The sequence below is a fragment of the Nocardia sp. NPDC056564 genome (genome assembly GCF_042793755.1).
Taxonomy (GTDB): Bacteria; Actinomycetota; Actinomycetes; order Mycobacteriales; family Mycobacteriaceae; genus Nocardia.
Genome location: NZ_JBHTUR010000001.1, coordinates 505,188 through 523,461, shown reverse-complemented (window position 1 = coordinate 523,461; position 18,274 = coordinate 505,188). Strand labels below are relative to the sequence as shown.

The following is an 18,274-nucleotide window of genomic DNA, read 5'->3' as shown; positions in this document are numbered from 1 at the left end:
CTAGCGGCAGCGGAGTTGACAGCCGCTGAACTTTCCATATCTTGGGCATCCACCCGCACACCAGCGGTGCTCAGGTCGCTGGATATCTGCTCCAGCCTGGCCTTCAGTTTGTCCCCCGCAGCGCACAAATTCGTGAGGACTTGGGACATACTGGTTCCTGCTTGCCCGACTACCGCCGTCTGCAATTCAGCCTGCACGTATCTTACTGACGTTATGTGACTACCCAATTCGCCGGCACAGCCGACGGTCTGATTCGCCGACGTCTGCATTGTCTGAGCATCGCCGTGGAGTGTAATGGCCATCTCGCGTTCCTTTCGCGATCGATCTCACTTTCGCCTCGGCGAGATTCACCGTGGACGTTCTTGGGTAGGGGGCGCCGAATCCTCGTCGTCCCGCTGTAGGACACCGAGCAGCACTCGGTCGTCGAAGACTGATTCGTCCGGTCCGTCGCCGTCGCTGTATTCGAGTACACCTATCGCCGGTGCTCGATCCAGCAGCGGCACTTCGTACAGGTCGCCCGGAGTGAAAACTTTGCCGGACTTGCGCTGGATCTCGTCAGCGCGCCTGCGCAACTGTCCGGCCGGCGCGGATGCACCGCGCGGCGCGGCGGCCCGGCCGACGGGAGCACCGGCGACCGGCTGAGGTGACGCACCGAACGCTGTTCCCGGACCCATAGACGACCAATTCGTCGGCATCCGAAATCCCGTCGAGGCCCCGGACATCTGACCGAGTCCGCCGCGGATCATGCTCAACGGAACGAGGCTGCCCACGCTTCCGTTCAATCCAGCGAGGGTGGGCGAATACGGCGACGTTCCCGCGAAGCCATGCTGCGACAAACCACCGTCGACGCCATTCGACACTGGGTCGGCCAGCGAATCGGAGTTCAAATTCGCAGCCTGATTCACGTCGGAAATCGCCTGCTGCGTCAGCGCATCCGGCGATAACGGCTGATCGGACACCGCCTGAGCGGCCTCAGAGATCGAGTCTCCGGCTTGGGGCCCAGGGCCACCGGTCTGCTCTGCCAAGGTGCTTACCGTATCTCCGGCATTGGCTGAGCCGACCGGAGAACCGATGCCACCGGCACCGGGGACGCCTGGCGCGGACGCAGGAGCGCCGCCCCCGCCTGGCATCGCGATACTGGGCGGCATCGTCGGCGGCGGAACCGTCGACAGTGCGCTCATCGCCTGACCCGCATAGGCATTCATGACCGCGGCGGTCTGCGCCCACAACCCGATATATACGGCCTCGTTCGCGGCGAGCGCAGGGGTGTTCTGTCCCATCGCGTTGGTGGAGGCGAGTCCGACCGAGGTGGCACGGTTCGCCATGATCACCGGCAACATCGCCGCCGCATAGGTACGCGCCGCCGAATAGGCGGCGGCTACCGCGGCGGCGGCCGCGGCAACCCGTCCGGCGACCGCAGACTGGTGACGCAACCAGTTCGCATGATTTCGGAACGCGGCCTGGGCCTGGTCGGAGGCGGGGCTACGCCAGGACGCGGACAACGCACCGGTAGAACCATCGGACCCGCCCGCTGCCGCGAGCAAAGCATCCGCCATCTGCGCGTACGCCGCCGCGGTGGCGCTCATCGGCGCCTCGCCAGGACCTGTCAGCAACATCGCACAGGCCAATTCTGGTGGTGCCGCTCCGAAGTCGAACATAAGCGGAGACATGACGAGGAGCCCGTGCCCTATCTCGGAACAGTCGAACCGGCAGCGGTGACGTTCGCGCTACCGGTCAGATCATCGGCGGTGTATAGAGCGGCGACCGGGGTCAGCTCCTGCGAGCCGGTGACCAGGTTGGCAATCCCGGGTTGGGTCGACATGCCGAAGAATGTCGGCTGATAGGCACCGAAGAAACTCGCGGCCCAGCCACTCACCGCGTCGGCGGCCGCAGGCACCGGCGTAGCCGCAACCTGGGTAGCGCTCGCGGCAGCGGAGAGACTCGCGGCATTCGCGGTCTGCTGCGCGCCGATAATGGGAAGCTGCTCCGGAATAATTTCGAGAGACATGGAGTCCTCCTGATAACGAGCGTCGGCTCGTGGCGAGCGATACAAACAGAACGTTAAGTTATTCCCACCCTTGGGGACGGCTCCGAATCAAGCTTCTGACGGCGCCCAGGCGGCCTGCACAAGATCACGTCGTGAGTGCAGCGGCTCTACGAAGATCCCCCGGCCCACCGGCTGCTTCGTCGGCTTGACGTCACCGATCAGAATGCCGTCGAGCTTCGAGCCGTCCATGATGAGGCCCGACGAGTTGAGGTTCTTGATCTGGCCGAGCACGCTGTCGTACAACGCCGTGTCGGCCTGGGCGATATTGCGGGCGATGATCACATGCAAACCCGTATCGCGCCCGTCCACAATAATATCTTTCAGCGGGTCCAGCGGATTCATCATTCCGCGTTGCGCAACCATGTTGTAGTCGTCGACAACTACAAAAATTTCCGGCCCGGTCCACCAGGATCGCGCTTTGAGCTGCTGCGAGGTTACCCCGTCGGGAGCACGGCGCTCCCGCATTTTCGCCGCGAATCCAGGCAGACCATCCTGTACATCACGCTCGCTGGTCAGATATCCGATCAACTGCTCGTCCGGGATCGCGTCCATGTGCTGGCGTCGATAGTCGACCAGCAGCACCCTGGCCTGTTCGCTGGTGAACTGCGCCCGGATCGAGGAAAGCAACGCCGCGAGTACCGTCGACTTTCCACATCCGGATGAGCCGAGGACGATCAGGTGGGTGGAAACGCCGAAATCGACTGCGGCCGGGCCGAGATCGGACTCGCGGACGCCGAACGGCACCACCAGCCGCTGGGCGAGATCGACCGGCTCCGGCATCGCGGCGCGGATCTCGTCCATGCCGATGCGAGCGGGAAGCAGTTTTACCTCAGGTGCGCGCCGGCCGGGCACCGATCGCGTCAGGTCGGCGATCGCCGAGGCAAGTCCCGCGGCCGCCGACTCGGAGTCGCCGACCCCGTCGGTGCGCGGCAGCGCGGTGAGCATGTGCAGACCCTCGGTCGACACCGAACGCCCAGGCCGATCCGGCGGGATCGCGGCGACCACCGCGCGATGTTGCAGAAACGTGGTGTCGGTGAGGTCGCCGAGTCGCATCTCGAGCCGAGTTTGCAGCAGATCCTTGATGGCCGGCCGGATCGCCGCCCAGCGCGAGCTGCTGATCACCAAATGGATGCCGTAGTTGAGGCCTTGTACGGCAATCGACTCGAGCACTGGCAGGTACTCGTCGAAATACGGTCCGGTGACGGCGAATCCGATATCCCAGCCATCTATGACGAAGAAGACATCACCGTGGTGGTCACCGTGGGTGGTGATCACGGCGGACTCTCCAGGCGTGTTCCTGCGGCGCCGGAACTCACGCATGCTGTCGATGCCGAGTTCGCTGAACAACGCCTGCCGATGGGCGAGTAGTCCGGTGATCAGGGCGAAGGTCCGCCGGATCCGATCGACCTCCCTTGCGGCGGCAACCGATCCCATATGCGGTAAGGCGCGGAGCCCGGAGAGTCCACCCGAGAAGTCGAGGCAGTAGAACTGCACCTGCTCTGGTGTATGCGTGAGCGCGGCCGACATGATCAACGTCTGCAGCGCGGTCGACTTGCCCGACTGCGGCCCACCGACTACGGCGACGTGCCCGCCGGCGCCGGACAGGTCGATCGACCACACGTCCTGCCGCTGCTGGCGAGGCTTGTCAACAATCGCCATCGGCAATTTGAGTGACCCGGGGACCGCGGTGGTGATCAACTGGTCCAATGTCGGTGGTACGCCGAGGGGTGGCAGCCACATTTTGTGCGCGGGCCGCCCATGGCCGGCGAATTGCTGAAGGACCGTCTCCATGACGGTCGCCGGGTCGATCTCGGGTGCCTCCGCCTCGGGAACGACCGGCTCCGGTTCAACCGGCTGGACCGGACGCGCGTCCAAGATGTGCGCTGCCGTGAACGGTTGCGGCGGCCGGTAGCCGCCGCCAGTCCGCCGGGCCCGCTGAGCACTGGCGGTGGTCGCCAGCGCGGGCGGAGTATAGGGACCGCCCACATATGCGGCTTGGAATCGCTGCAGGTCACCGGAGCCGACACGCAGGTATCCCGAGCCCGGTTTCTTCGGCAGATGGTAAGCGTCGGCGGTGCCGATGGCGTCGCGCGAGTCGCTGGTCTGGTTGGTGCGCAACGCGACTCGGTACGACAGGTGAGCTTCCAACTCTCCCATTCGATTCGCGGGCACCTTCTGTGACGAGAGCAGCAGGTGAATGCGCAGCGAACGGCCTAGCCTGCCGATGGCGACGAAGAGTTTGGCGAAGTTCGGGTACTGCTCCAGCAGTTCCGCGAACTCGTCGAGGATGACGAGAAGTGTTGGCAATGGGGATAGTTGGGCGCCCTGCTCGCGTGCGCGTTCATAGTCGGCCACACTGGCGAAATTGCCCGCGTCACGCAGGATACGTTGCCGCCGAGCCATTTCGCCGTTGATCACGTCTTCCATACGGGTGACGAGATCGGCCTCCTCCTCCATGTTGGTGACCACGGCGGTGACATGGGAAAGCCGGTCGAAGCCGAGAAAAGTGGCGCCACCCTTGAAGTCGACGAGCAGCAGGTTGAGCACGTCCGGCGAATGTGTCGCCACCGCTGAAAGCACAAGCGTGCGAAGGAATTCCGACTTTCCCGAGCCGGTGGCGCCGATGCACATGCCATGCGGCCCCATCCCTTCCTCGGCCGACTCCTTGATGTCGAGGTACACCGTGCTGCCCATCGGGTCATGTCCGAACGGAATGGTCAGCCTCGACCGGTCGCCGTCGGGCAGTCGAGGCCATTGACGGTCGACCCTGATCGCCCCCGGATCCGGTATGCCGAGCATCTCCTCCCAGCTCGCGCTACCCTTGGCCTGCTCGGCGGCAACGGCTTCCACCACCGTCGACAACCGGTAGGGCGAGACGCCGCGAGCCACCGCGGTGACGGCGGGCACCGTCATCAGATCGGCCACCCCGACACGTCGGCTCCCCCGGGTTGTCACCTCGTGCAACGCCCGGTCTGCACCCACGGTGAATCGCAGCGCACGCGGCAACGTCTGCTCCGCGCCGCCCAAGCGAAGCCACGTGCACCCGTCGATACCGGAGATATCACGGTCGGTGGCCGGACCGCTGACATCGACGATCAGCACGAAATGCTTTCGGTCCATGGAGGGTTCGGAGTTAGCGGAGAACGGGCCCCGGTTGAGTCCGGCAAGTACGGCCGTCCGCAGTTCCGCGACGGTGCGGTACACCATCCGGCTCGGCCCGATCGCGTCGGTCTGGCTCGGATGCTGAGTGTGCGGCAACCATTTCAGCCAAGACCATTGCGGCGCATCGGGATCGGACAGTACCGCAGCGATCGACACCTGATCCGGTCCGTGCAATACCGCCACCTCGGCGATCATCGCGCGTACCAGGCCGGCCACCATCTCGGCATCGCCGTCGAGGCCGACCTGCGGCGCCGAAAGCAGGTTGATGGCGACCGGCATCCCGCCGACCGTCGAGTACGCCTTCGCGAACTTCGTCACCTCGACGACACCGACCGGATCCAAATCGGAGGTCGGCGCGGCCTCGGGCACGATCACCCGTACCTGGTTCGCGATCCGGCCACGCCCGACCCGCACCCGCATGAACTGCGGGCTAGCGACCTGCACCTCCCACATCCGCTTTCCGCCGACGAGCCTGGCGATTTCGGCCGGTCCGGGGTGGGTGTAGCGCAGATACTCGAACAGCTCGACTTCCGACTCCCACACGGTTTTCCGGTTGTCGGCGATGCTGCGCAGGTAGTCCTTGCGCTCCTCGTTCAGACCCGCCGCGCCGGCACCGGAGTTGCCGCCGAGTACGCCGCCCATCATGCCGCCCATCGACACCAGCATCATGATCGGAAAGAACATCATCATCGGTGACACGGCTCCGCCGCCGCGGAACATCATCACCATCATTCCGCCCATTCCCGCGACCATGACGACCGGCATGATCATCTTGAGCCGGGACGGCGGAACGGGTTTCGGCAATTCGGTGGGCGCCGCGAGGCGCAACTCGGTGACCGCCGGCGCCTTCGGACCGCGCTCTATCCGAGCGGGCCGCACGAACCTACGCGTGCTCGTCACGGCGTCCCTCCGCCCAATCCGGCGACGGCCTTGTCCGTCGGAATGCCGTCGTGCACGATCTGGGCGTCGCGGCGCGACAGCGTCGGACCGACCGCGAACAGCGACACGACGCTCCACGGGGCTGAGACCGGCGATCCCAGCCCCAGGGCGGTCAATGTGGGATCTGAGGTTCTGTTGGCACCGGAGTCGTTGCGTTCGACGGCGATTCCGTACCGCACACCGCTGTCGGAGATCCAGTAGAGCGATTCGCGCAGAGGCGACGCCGGATCGGCACCGGTGACCTGAACCAAGCGGCCAGTGTTCCGCGGCAGGTAGGCGGCGTCGGCGGTCGTGCCGCGGGAAAGCGGCGCGGTGACGAGGCCGACGGTGCGTTGCTGCTCGGTCGGGGTCAGCGGAAGTTGCCTGCCGACAAGCAGTTCGGTCGCGGCGTTCGGGTCGCTGCCCCCGCGCGACCAGTGATAGCAGGTCACGCCGGATCTGTTCGGATCGATTAGACGCACCGGACTGTTCGGGAAGGTCTGTGTTCCGGGCCAGGACCCCGGCCGGAGATTTGCCGCGATCATGTCGGGGCCGACGACGAGATTGGTGATGGAGCCGTGCGAATCGGCGTTACGCAACATCGCCGCGAGCACCGAACTGATTCGTACCACGCCGGATTGGGACACCAGATAGTAGGCGGCACCGCGGTCGGGGGTCGCTACCGACAGCACCGACCCCACCGCGACGATCGGGCCTGAACTCAGCGTCACCGCCATGCCGGACCCTGGAACGCCGGGCACCCGAAGCGGGGGTACCTCTGGAATCGCGTCGATCAAACCCTTGGACACGGCGAGCACCGTCGCGGTCGGGTCGATGCCGAGGGCGAGGGTCACCGGCGAGTCGCGCAGGTCTATGGCGGCGCGCACCACACCCTTTTCTACGTCGCCGTAAATCAGCCAGGTGGTCGTGCTGTCCCGCATCAACCGCGCTTCGCCGGGCGCCAGGCCACGAATCGCGTCGTTGTCCATGGTGAGTGGACCGCCGATGGCGGTGGTCTGCACCGGCGACAGAGTGACCGTCGGCAATCCGGTCGTCGGGCTGACCGGTGCGGCCGCACCGACTTTCGCGACGTCGCACACCGTCCACGACGAGTTCCGGTCACGGCTGTCGGCAATGCTGCCGGGCGCCCCCGGAATACCGACCATCGGGCCACGGGGATACTTCGCCAATTCCTCGCGAGAAACCGACACCGGGTTGGCTGCCTCTCCCGCAACGAGCCGCGCCGAGGTCAAGTTCAACGCCGGATAGAGGCGATCACCGAGGTGAACGAACAACGCTCCGGAATCGGCTTCGGCGATGATTTTGGCGTCGGCCACTTGCTTTGCCGGTTTGAAGAAGCCCAATGCTGCCGCACCAGCGACCAGAACACACGCCAGTGCGATGCCGATCGATAACGCGGTCGCCCGCCCTCGCTGCGGGTCGTCCATCATCGAGGCATCGCGGCGAACCAGCGCATGCTCCATCCGGCGAAGCAGGAAACGCCAGCCCGAGACCTGGTGTTTGGTCACTACTCGAAAACGCGCCACCGGTTCTGGTCCCTTTCGCTAGGCCGAGGTGGTCCGGGCCAGCCCTTCCAGCGCCGCGGTGATATCGAAGGCATCGATGGTCATCAACTCCTGGTCGGTCATCGACCCGATGTCCATGCCTTCCCTGGTGAAGCGGTAGTCGCGCTCGGCTTCGGCGGCCTCGATCACATTGCGCACGAAGCGGCCGTTGCCGGCCAGATCGATCAACCGGCGGCCGTTCTTCGTCCGACCGGCAAGCTCACCGCAGCGGGCATGCAGGATTTCGCGCGCCTGCTCGGAAAGCACCGAGTCCTTGCTGCGTGCGATTTGTTCGGCGATCCGCACCAGTTCGTCGGGTTCGTAGCTGGCGAATCGGATCCGCTTGGTGAACCGCGAGGCGAGACCCTCGTTGGAGCCGAGGAATCGGTCGATCTCGTCCTCGTATCCGGCGATGATCACGACCAACTTGTCGCGATCGTTCTCCATGCGGGCAAGCAACGTATCGACCGCTTCCTTCCCGAAGGCGTCGCCGCCGGAAAGCCCTTCCTGGATAAGGGTGTACGCCTCGTCGATGAACAGCACCCCGCCGAGCGCGGAATCGATCAACGCGTTCGTCTTCGGAGCGGTATGACCGAGGTGGGTGCCAACCATGTCATTGCGTGACACCTCGATCACTTCGGCGTTCTCGACGACCCCAAGCCCCGCGAAAATCTTGGCGATCACCCGGGCGATGGTGGTCTTACCAGTGCCGGGGGGGCCGGAGAAAATGAGATGCTGCGAACGAGCCTCCACCGCCAATCCGCGTTTCGCGCGAACCTGGTCCATCAGCACACCGGACTTCAGCCGCTCGACCTGCTCCTTGACCGAATCCATGCCGATCTGTGCTTGCAGCAGTTCCGAAGCCTCAGCTTGCAGGCTCTCCCGCTCGGCCCGGGCGGCCGAGGCAGCGACTTCAGCGGGATCGTCTCCCGACTTCGCATCCCACCTGTCTGTGCGCGACGCGATGACCTCGGCGGGGACAATCTCGAGTTGGAACGTCTTGTCACGCAATGCGCGCGACCATTCTGGACGCTGCGCCCACAGGTTCGAGCCCTGGAGACCCTTCAATATCTTGTCGGCGACCTCGTGCTCCCCATTGCGTCGCAACAGCATTCCGAGCAGGTAGTGCGCGTCCGCCCAAATATAGGACTTGTTACCTGATGCGCTTTCCTCGACGATCCGTTGCGCACGCGGTAGTGCCTCGTCCACCCGTCCGAGATGCGCGAGCGACTCCGCCGACATGAGCTCGGCCGCGATATCGAGCAGCCCGTCGTCGAGCACGGGCCGCGCGTTACGGGCGGTGAGCACATCCGGCCAGCGGCTGGTGCGGAAATAGAGCGACATGCGCACGAAGTCGGCCACGTCGTCGCTGGGCACGCTGTCGAGAATCACTGCGGCTTCCTGCCATTCGCCTGCCTCGGCGTATGAGCAGGCCTGCGCGACCGCGATCTGATCGCGATCGGCCATCGCGATTCGCAAGCCGTACATGCCCATTTCGACCTGGCACCACAGCGCGCGATCGGCAAGACCAGCTCGCTGCTGATCCCGATAAAGGTTGTGCACCGATCGGTACGCGCCGTAAATCACCTCAGAGGTGACCTCACCGGCCATCGCTCGGCCCAGCCACGCATCGCACATGTCCGGATCCAGATTCGTGGCGGCCCGGAAGGCCGCTGTGGCATGCTCGTCGTTTCGCACGCCACCGGCGACCAATCCGAGAGATTGCACGCCGGTGTAAAAAGCGTCCTCAGCCGCTGTCAACTCGGACTTCCCTTCAGACGATCTGGCTCGGTCGACGATAGCCGCGGCGCGTCCGGATTTGACCTGGGCGTTCCCAGCACCGGGAAGGTGGCAGTCGCCCACCGATTGCGCGCATCTTTACAGCAAATATACCGTTATTTAGTGGCGCGTTATTGAATGGCTCATAAAAATGAGATAGGATTAGTTCGGTTGGCAGGTTCCTCATCCCGCCAACCCTCCCAGCGGCGACTGGTCGACCCACCCCCACCTCGGCCGGTCGCCGCACCTAAACAGCCAGACAGATCACTGGCCATCGCGACCCCGATACGGTCACCTTCCCGTCACGGGCCGCACAATTCTATGCTGTCATTTTGAGAGCCATAATCTTGTGGGCCGCCATACAGTGTTATGATTTCGGTGGATCGGTGATTCTGCTGCTCCCTCCGCACCGGGGTCGACTAGTTCAGAGCCCAATTGGGCACTCACTCTCGGCAGCGGGTCGCCTCACCTTCGCCAGGCGATCCCTGTCGGCGGCGGTCGATCGTCTTACTGCCCGGATCGACCGCCGCACCCCGGAACATCCCGGTGGTCGCCAATGAACTTCGGCCGAGCACTCGGAGGACCCAATTTCGACGAAGCTCAGCGTGTGCCTAATATCCGAACTCAAGCCGTAGGACGTGGCACGGATGGCGCGATGACAGAGGGCCGAGCCGACTTCGATTCTGTTTTCGCAGTATTCATTTCGAGCTCCGCCTCGTCCCTCTCCGTCGGCTTCTTGTTGACCGATCCGGTGCGGTTCACGTCGCCCTCGGTCGGCACGAACACCCGGGGCGGCGCGTTGGTCGCACGGTCCGGTTTCGACCAGGGAGTCGCCAACGATCCACGCCCCGGAGCACTGCCGGCAGGGGGAAGTACCTTAGGACGTACGACTTTCGTAGCACTCGCCGACCTATCAGAAGTTCGGCCGGAACGAGCCCACGGGCTGCCCGGATTAGCCGGACCACTGCGAGCCTCCGGTTGCCGCAGAGCGGACCCCTGCGGACCGTCAGTCTGTCCACCCCGAGACTGTGCAGGGGTAGCAGGCCCAGGAGCTGACCCCAGATCATCGTGTACGGCATCGACCTCAGCGGATAGTGTCGGCGCCGCAGCTGTGATCGCGGCAACGGGGCTGAGTGAATTTGCATAAGAATCGAGAGATTTCGTCGATATGGTCTCCGGCAGGCGATCTGACGGCACATCGCCGACCGGGTCCGAGCTCGACTGGTGGTCGGCGGTGATCGGTTCGGACGTCGGTCTGGGGACTGCGTCTTCCAGTGCGCTGCCGACGGCCGCGCTCGGCGGCCAAGATCGGGTTGATACGGTGTCGCCCGTCACGGTCGAGTCCGCAGGGTTGTTGCCAGGTGCCGACGTACCAGGGGCCCCAATGTGGTCTATCGCCTGCGGCGGTGGCTGACGACCGGCTTCAACGACGGCAGACGACGAGCGTCGCTCGAGTACTTCATTCGCGCCGGCCGGACTCGGTACGGTATTCGAAGCACCGACAATCGGGACCGGCATATCGGCACTTCCGATCCGAGGCAACTCGAGCGGTCGACGCAGCAGCGGCATCTGGTAATTGCCAGGAGTTAGAGTAATCTCGTTGTGACTACCGGGGGTCGCAAAATCGAGTGCGGATACATCGGTGGCAAACTTGTTCGCGTGCTGCAGGATTTCATCGGCATAGCTGTCGAGCATGTCTGCACTGCGCAGGACCTCGTCGGGCTCGATACGCAAAGTCTCGGCCGTGGAATCTGACGGTAAATTGGCGCCTTCCGGCATGACCGCGCGATAAACCAGCCCTTTTATCATGTCGTCGATAGCGTGCTCGAAGGGTTCGATGGCCTTGCCTACTACCTCAGCGACCACATAGCCTATTACACTCTGCTCCATCTGCGTGCACACGCGTCGCGCGGCGGCGGCCAGCGCGGGAGTCATCAATCCCATGCCCGGCGTCGCGAGAATGGTAATAAAGGATACGGTCAACGCCGCGAGCTGAGCGATCACGGCGATCTTCACCGCGAGGATCACGTCGGCGGCGACCTCCAACGCGCCGGCCACGAGCTTGCAGACGCGGTCGAGTTCGGCCATATGCGTCGCGCTCATCGCACCCCACGCAGCGACAAGTTGGTTGTATGAATAGCCGGAATAGAACGAATTCATATCTTTGATGAGCTGTGTCGCCGCACCGTGTGTCTCGTTTACGTTCTGGGTGAACTGCCGCATGTGCTGTGCGAGCGCACGCACATCGTCCTCATTGACATCGGGATACTGGACACCAACGAAATTGAGGAAGAACGCGACCTCATGCGGCAGTTCGAGCATTACGCCATGCCTCCGCCCCGATGTCCGTCACAGGACACGCACCACCACGACGTTGGCGGGCATCGGCGACCATTTCACCGTTGAGCCGGAATGCGGCGCCTCGATGACCATGCCGTCTCCCGCGGCGAGTTGTACGTGTTCCGGCCCCCGCGCGGTGAACGAGTCGGCAGGAAATACCAGATCACCCGCGCGTACATCGTGCGGGCTTATTCGGACACCGCTGTGGATCTGCTCGTAGGTCGTCCTCGGCAGGATGACCTGGCCGTTGCTGGCCTGCGCCACCGCATACTGGGTCAAACCCGAACAGTCGAAACCGCCGGCGGTCGGCCCGCTCGCACCACCGCCACCCCAGATATAGGGGGTGCCGAGCCAACCACTCGCCGCGCTGACCGCCCGCCCGCCAGCGGTCCCGTCCGAGGGGACCGGGGTGCGTTGGCGAGGTAAACGCGAACGGGAAATCGAACGCGGGCGGTTTCGCCTGCGTCGCCGGCCCGAAGCCCGCCGCCGCGGCGGCAAGGTCTGCGGAGCAGGCGGCGGGACGATCTGCGCGGCCTGCTGTTGGACCGCCGCGACATCGGAATTCACCTGTTTGGTCGCGCTTCCGAGAGCCTGCTGTGCGACATTGAGCAGCGCTGGACCACTGAAACGCACATCGCCGACAGAGGCGATGGCTCGTGCCCTCGACTGGAAGTCGGCGATATGGTTGGTCAGCCTGCTTCGTCCGTTGAGGCTCCCGTCTCCGGTCGCAGCTACCGTGTCGTGGACGACTCCGTCACGACTTGCCTGGGCTTGCGCTACTGCTGTGTGCATATCGAGGGCACCCACGTATGCTTGGACGCCGACCCCGGCGTGCGTGCGCAGGTCAGCCGTGTGTTGCTGAGACGTGGCCGCCACATCACCACTGCTCGGTAGCCCAGCTCCGTAGAGATCGAGCAACGATCGAAGCACCATGCCGGTGTCGCCCGTCACGCTCGGCGACATCTGTACGACCCGCCCTCGCGCATCACAATCGCCTCCAATTCCGTGCAAACATTGTGGTACCGATGAAAATCCATGCCTTCCCAACTTTGGGGACCACGGATAGGACGTATGCGGGCGAATTTGGCAAGCAACGAATCACCTTCCCATAGCCGGGAAGGCGTGAGAATCGGGGGAAGAATCCAAGGAGGCAGGTGCAGCAATGGCGGCGAAAACAGCCTCTGCCGACGTCTCGAAACGGACTGCTTCAAAGCATTACGCCAGCGTCGATCTCGTGCCACCGAAAGGCGCGTCGATCGGACTGGTGCACTTCGTTGGAATGGCCGACGCGGCAATTCAGGATGCTGTCGATCTACTCGGGCATGGCGTGCCGACGCCACCGCCCGATGTAGCGGATCTGCTGCAGCCTGTTGTTTACCGCAACCTCGGACAGAGTGAGGCCACGGAGGAATACCAGAAAACAATCAGCGCAATTGATGCAAGGCAAGGTGCCCTGCTCACCATGGATCGGCAGGTGGTGACCACCTCGAATGTGATTGCCGCCGAACAGAACCAGACGCTGGGCAGCATCATGCAGGATGTCGACGCGCTCAACGCCGCGTTCCGGAACGCGGAACCGCTCCTGCAGGCGGCGTCGAATCGGCAAGCGAAGGTCGCCATCGAGATACCGCTGATGGACACGATCGCCCACACGATCCAACGGGTGTATGCCAGGGTCATGGCGGTCTACCAGCTCAATACCCAACTGGCGGGTAATTCGAATTCTGGCACACCCCAGAACACAAGTCCGGCAGGTCAGCAACCAGCAGCGGGCGGGGGCGGCGGACCCGATCTATTGTCGTCGCTGATGCCGATGATCGCGATGCTGCCGATGGCGGCTATTCCGCTGATGTCGCTGCTGCCCGAGTTATTGAAGAAGCCCGGGGACAAGCACGGCAAGGACGATAAGGACGACAACAAAGCCCACGGCGACCCTGCAACTGCGGCACCGGACAACTCCGCACCGCCTGCTGACCCGGGCCCGCCGCCGGTCGACCCCAATGCCGCCCCCGTCAACCCGGATGCCGCTCCCCCCGCACCGCCACTCGCCCCAGGGGCCAAGCTTGCCGATCCGCCAGGAAAACCGGCAGACCCCGCGAAGTCGAGCGACCCTAAACCACCGACACCCCCGCCGCTCGCGCGCCCGATAACCGCGCCGTCTGTCCATCGCCGCCAGAACACCGCGCCGGCACGAACAGCCAAGGCAGATGCCGCAGGCGAGACCGAATCGGGCGCAACGGACGCGAGCGAACCACAGGACGTTTGACCGGCCGCCGAGCCCTCAGCTCAGCGACCGACTGGTCCGGAATTCCCGTTGTCCAATCCTGTTCGTTCCCCTGCGAATCACGCTTTCGCGGGCACCGGAGGCTTGGGAGCTGCAGGTGCAGTCACAGCGGCCGGCGGCGGTGGCGCGGGGTTGTCGGCAGTTCCGGTCATATCGACGTTGCCTGGGTGGAAGAAGCCCATGCATCTGACCGGGGCGCTACTATCCGCGCCGGTGCCTGCTTGGATAACGCTGCGGACAGCGTCTGAGGGATTAACGGGGTCCGGCAATTGAACGAGATCGTGATAGGTGACCAATTGCATATGCCCATCGGTAACAACAACGATACCGGTACGAACAGCACCGTTGTCGGGGTTCTCCCACCGCACCACATCGCCGGTCCGTGGGGTACCGTCAACCGGGGTCAACGACGTATTGCCGTACGCCGCGAGCGCGTCTATTCCATTAGGATTATTGTATTGGTTGTTCACCGCCTGAGCGACCGACGCGGGCACCGACTGTTTCAAATCCAAATCGCCCACTTTTAGATTAACCATGGACTTCGGCGCATGCGTGGGCGGCGTCGGCGCAGCATTCGCATTCGGCCCGGTGGGCGCGTCAGCCATTGTCGTCGGAGGTGGATTCGTGAAGGGATTCGACGGCACCTTCGGCAGCTCATTCGAATACAGTCGTCCACCAGGATCGGGTATCCGGCTCGGATCGAGCTGCTGCGCCTTTTGCTGATTCGCCAGGTTCGCCATCATCTGCGGCAGGCCGGCCATCATCTGCGGAAGCGCAGCCATCGACGCCATAGGATTACTCCCAGGATTGGCTGCCGGCATGCCGGCATTCCCGGGAATCGACCCGTTGGGCAACCCTCCATTCTGGAGTTTTTCGATTACCGATTGAATTTTCGATGCCGGATCCGGGACGGTTACCGCTGCCTTGTCGGCCGCCGGCTCCGCGTCGTCCAGGTCACCGTTGTCGCCGAGTGCCTCGTCGACGAGTTGGCGATGGTCTGGGTCAGGGACGATTACATCGTTCGGACCTCCTGGCGCCGGTCCTGGCGCCGGTCCAGGCGCCGGTCCAGGCGCCGGTCCAGGCGCGGGGCCAGGTCCAGGACCGGCTGGGCCCGGCCGAGGCTTTTCTTTCTCGACATGCGCACCCAGCTTTGCCAGCTTGTCCGCGACGGACTGCACCTTGTCCTGCACCTTGTACACGGTGTCCGCGATCGCCTGAACAAGTTTGTCTTCGACCGGTTTAGAGATCTTGTTCGCATGCTTCGATGCGTCAGCGGGCGCAGCGTTCACGTTTATCGCTGCCGCTTTCAGCTGACCCTTCAAGTCACCGACGAAATTTCCAACAGCCCCCAAACCATCGGTGATTGTTTTCGGAACTTCTTTGGTATCCTTCTCGACGCTCTTATTTTTGGCCAGGAGATCACTGGCGACCTGCTTTATGTCTGCGAGATGTAATGTATACTTATCGGTCATCAGCGAATGATTTGTTGCATCGACGATACCCGCTTTCTCCAGCACTTTGGAGTCTTCCGGATGCTCGTCCGCGTGCCCCTCGCGCAACGCGGCTACCAACTCGTTGATCCGCAATTCACCGACGGTGATGACAAAACGCAGCATCTCCGATGCACCGTACGGGTAGTACAACGGAAATCGAAAATCGCTGACCTTCGGTTCGAATAATACCGAAACGGCCCGGTCGTCGGACATCACCGCAATCGTACCGTCGTCGAGCAGTCCAACGGAATCGCGGTCGGCAATCGATTTCACCGTGCGCACAACCGAGTCGAGTAAGCCAGCCTTCGACTGTTCGCCGCCGAACGGTTTACCTTCACTGTCGGTAAAATCACTGATTTTATTGCCGCGGCCATCGGACAGATAGAGCCGACCGTCCGGTGCAGCCTGAACGGCCACTTGGCTCGGATTGGTGCCCGGCGGCAATTTCGAGGTCCATTGCTGCACGACGCCCCGGTCCGCATTGTTCAGCACCAACGTACCGTCCGGCTGCAGCGTCAAGGTATTGCCGCCCTTGGTGAGGGGCGCTCCGGGAACCAAGCGTTGATCTTGCCCCAAGGTCGACCCGTGAGCGGTGCCGGCCAGCGGCTTGGGACTTGGGGGGGCAGGCAACAGCCAGGGGGGTGCCCACCCACTCGTTGGGTCGACGTGAGGAACCTTCGGTCCTGTCATGAGTGCCCGGCCCCGCGCGTCACCATCGTGATTCCCGCCCTAGCCGTCCTGACCTCGGACATCGTATTCCTCGCTTTCACAACGCTGTTCATGATCCGATCGACATCCCGGGCGGCGGTGCCGAAGAAGGTGCGCTGATTGCCCCTGGCGACGGCACTGTCGGCGCGTCGGGTGCGGAAACCGAGGCGTCCTCGGCCGTTCGATCGGTCCCGGTAGCCGTGACCGTCTCCGGAACCGAGATGGCGACTGGTATCTCTACGAACTGCGGATGTCCGACTATCTGCTCGTACGCGTACACAGCGTCGCGCAGCGTCTGCCGGGTCGTCTCGTCGGCAAGCAGTAGCACCAGTTCGTTGCATCGGCGCTCGAACACCAGCGCGCGCAGTGCCGACCCCTCGTCGGCAATACGCAGTTCGCCGAGACCGACCTGCCCCGCGTCGATGCGCTGCGAAAGCATCGAAGCGATCAGCAGTCCGTCGCTGTCGCGCAAATCTTCCCACCACTCCGCCGGCACCGGCTGACTCGCCTCTGCCATCGCCAGAATCCGATCGCGCAACCTCCGTGATTCCGCCCCTTCGACCGGACTCGAACCCGTTCGTGCAAGCCTGGCGTGCGCGTCGAGGGCCAATTCGACGCACGCGCCGCGAATCGCCGAATCCGCGGTTTCCGCAGCGCGATCCAACATGTCCGCCGAGCCGATCAAGCCGAGCCGATCAGTGGTGTCATCCGTGGCGTTGCGCAGATCGACACCGAGCGACGGTCCGACCATGTCGGCCATGGCAGTTTCCCCGAATTGAGTGCGCAGCCCAGCGCCGATCGGTCCCGATGAAGCCAGCGCGGACAGTCCCGCATTGGCCTTCGGCCCCCAGACCAAGGTGAATTCGGCGAGCACCCGCGCAGGGTCGGCCACGCCTTCCCAACCCGCAGCACCGTCCTCGCCGAGCATCTCGTCCCACAGCCATGGCGTCGACACAATCCTTGGCAGAAACAGCCCAGCTGGTAGCCAGCCGCGGCCTTCATTCGAGGTGATGAAGACGCCCGCACCATCAGGTCCGCGTATAACGGCGACCGCCCATGCCATACCGAATGGCGAGTCGACTGCGGCGAGCACGCCACCCAGTAGCGTTTGGGCGACGATGAGATCGTCGTTAACCTCGTCGCCGATGGCGTGGGCCGACTCGGCCTGCTTGTCCTTGGCGGCCGCCACCGCGGCCGCGAACGGCGTCGGGACCGGTAGCGGCGGCGCGGGATCCATGGTCGCCGAACCGGCCGGTGCGCCGGTGTCCGGGCCACCGGTGATCGGCTGTCCTAGCGGAGGAGCGGGCGCGACTGACCCTGGCGGCAGCACGCCGCTCGCCTGCGGCGCGGCGTGATCGTCGGTGGGTGCGGCACCATGCGTAGCGGCGACGCCGTCCGCGCCCTCTGTCCGAGCCTGCGGACCGGCGACCGCGTCATTGTCGGCCATGTAGCCGCCGTCCGTCGCGGCAGTCGGCGCGCCGGTGGGGAGCACCGTAGAAGCGATGCCGTTTCCTTGGTCGTGTCCATTGAGCGAGGGCTGATGATCGGCTGGTCCGGTAGATATCGAGTCAGGCTTCGACTCTTCTACGCCCGCGCCGACAAGGTGGTGGAGGGGGTCGTTCGCCGGACCGCCATGGTCGCCGAGCGCGCCGCCTCCAGCCCGAATATACGAACCGCTCTCGTCATCGGCAGTTTCGAGGGCGCGAGCGGACTCACGCAGTGCCTTCGCGGTCCCGTCGTGATCGGCCGCCAGCTTGTCGCCCGCCAGCTTCCGAGCATCGTAATAACGGTTCAGAGCGTCGAATACCGGCTGTGCGATCGGTCCATAGGTGTCCAGAAAGCTATCGAGCCAGGCCTGGGGGCGCTCTGCCCATTTCCGGGTATCGTCCGCGACCTGGTCATGCTGGAGGGCCAGCTGACGAAGCACCGCAGGGTCGATATTCATGCTTTCCGGCATGATCCATCAAATCCTTTCCAA

Annotated in this window: 10 protein-coding genes; 1 reads left to right on the top strand and 9 read right to left on the bottom strand. The window is 64.0% G+C overall.

All coding sequences use genetic code 11. The features are described from left to right. Positions 1–347: 347 nt before the first annotated feature. From ACFQ9K_RS02360 to ACFQ9K_RS02330, 7 genes are all read right to left on the bottom strand, one after another. Positions 348–1,658, bottom strand: coding sequence for a PPE family protein (locus ACFQ9K_RS02360; protein WP_378982697.1), 1,311 nt, complete (start codon positions 1,656–1,658; stop codon positions 348–350). Between the two features lie 29 nt (positions 1,659–1,687). Continuing rightward, positions 1,688–2,008: a PE domain-containing protein gene (locus ACFQ9K_RS02355; RefSeq protein WP_378718325.1), complete on the bottom strand. Its 321-nt coding sequence runs from the start codon at positions 2,006–2,008 to the stop codon at positions 1,688–1,690. 87 nt (positions 2,009–2,095) lie between these two features. Next, positions 2,096–6,109 carry a type VII secretion protein EccCa gene (eccCa, locus tag ACFQ9K_RS02350; protein WP_378718327.1) on the bottom strand — a complete coding sequence of 1,338 codons (4,014 nt, stop codon included), beginning with the start codon at positions 6,107–6,109 and terminating at the stop codon, positions 2,096–2,098. Beyond that, positions 6,106–7,656: a type VII secretion protein EccB gene (eccB, locus tag ACFQ9K_RS02345; RefSeq protein WP_378718329.1), complete on the bottom strand. Its 1,551-nt coding sequence runs from the start codon at positions 7,654–7,656 to the stop codon at positions 6,106–6,108. The genes eccCa and eccB overlap by 4 nt, the downstream gene beginning before the upstream one ends. A 36-nt stretch (positions 7,657–7,692) precedes the next feature. Continuing rightward, entirely contained in the window at positions 7,693–9,453 is a 1,761-nt protein-coding gene (gene eccA / locus ACFQ9K_RS02340; RefSeq protein WP_378718331.1) for a type VII secretion AAA-ATPase EccA, read from the bottom strand. 642 nt (positions 9,454–10,095) lie between these two features. Continuing rightward, on the bottom strand, positions 10,096–11,793 hold the full coding sequence (locus ACFQ9K_RS02335) for a hypothetical protein (RefSeq protein ID WP_378718332.1): 1,698 nt from the start codon (positions 11,791–11,793) through the stop codon (positions 10,096–10,098). Between the two features lie 27 nt (positions 11,794–11,820). Continuing rightward, a complete protein-coding gene (locus tag ACFQ9K_RS02330) occupies positions 11,821–12,603 on the bottom strand; it encodes a C40 family peptidase (protein ID WP_378982694.1) in 783 nt (260 codons plus the stop codon). 370 nt (positions 12,604–12,973) lie between these two features. Between ACFQ9K_RS02330 and ACFQ9K_RS02325 the strand changes: the two genes are divergently transcribed. Beyond that, entirely contained in the window at positions 12,974–14,077 is a 1,104-nt protein-coding gene (locus ACFQ9K_RS02325; RefSeq protein ID WP_378718334.1) for a hypothetical protein, read from the top strand. Positions 14,078–14,154: 77 nt separating this feature from the next. On the opposite strand, the gene ACFQ9K_RS02320 is transcribed toward ACFQ9K_RS02325, so the two are convergent. Then, entirely contained in the window at positions 14,155–16,107 is a 1,953-nt protein-coding gene (locus ACFQ9K_RS02320; protein WP_378982691.1) for a hypothetical protein, read from the bottom strand. 259 nt (positions 16,108–16,366) lie between these two features. Beyond that, a complete protein-coding gene (locus tag ACFQ9K_RS02315; RefSeq protein WP_378724149.1) occupies positions 16,367–18,253 on the bottom strand; it encodes a type VII secretion target in 1,887 nt (628 codons plus the stop codon). Positions 18,254–18,274 lie beyond the last annotated feature (21 nt).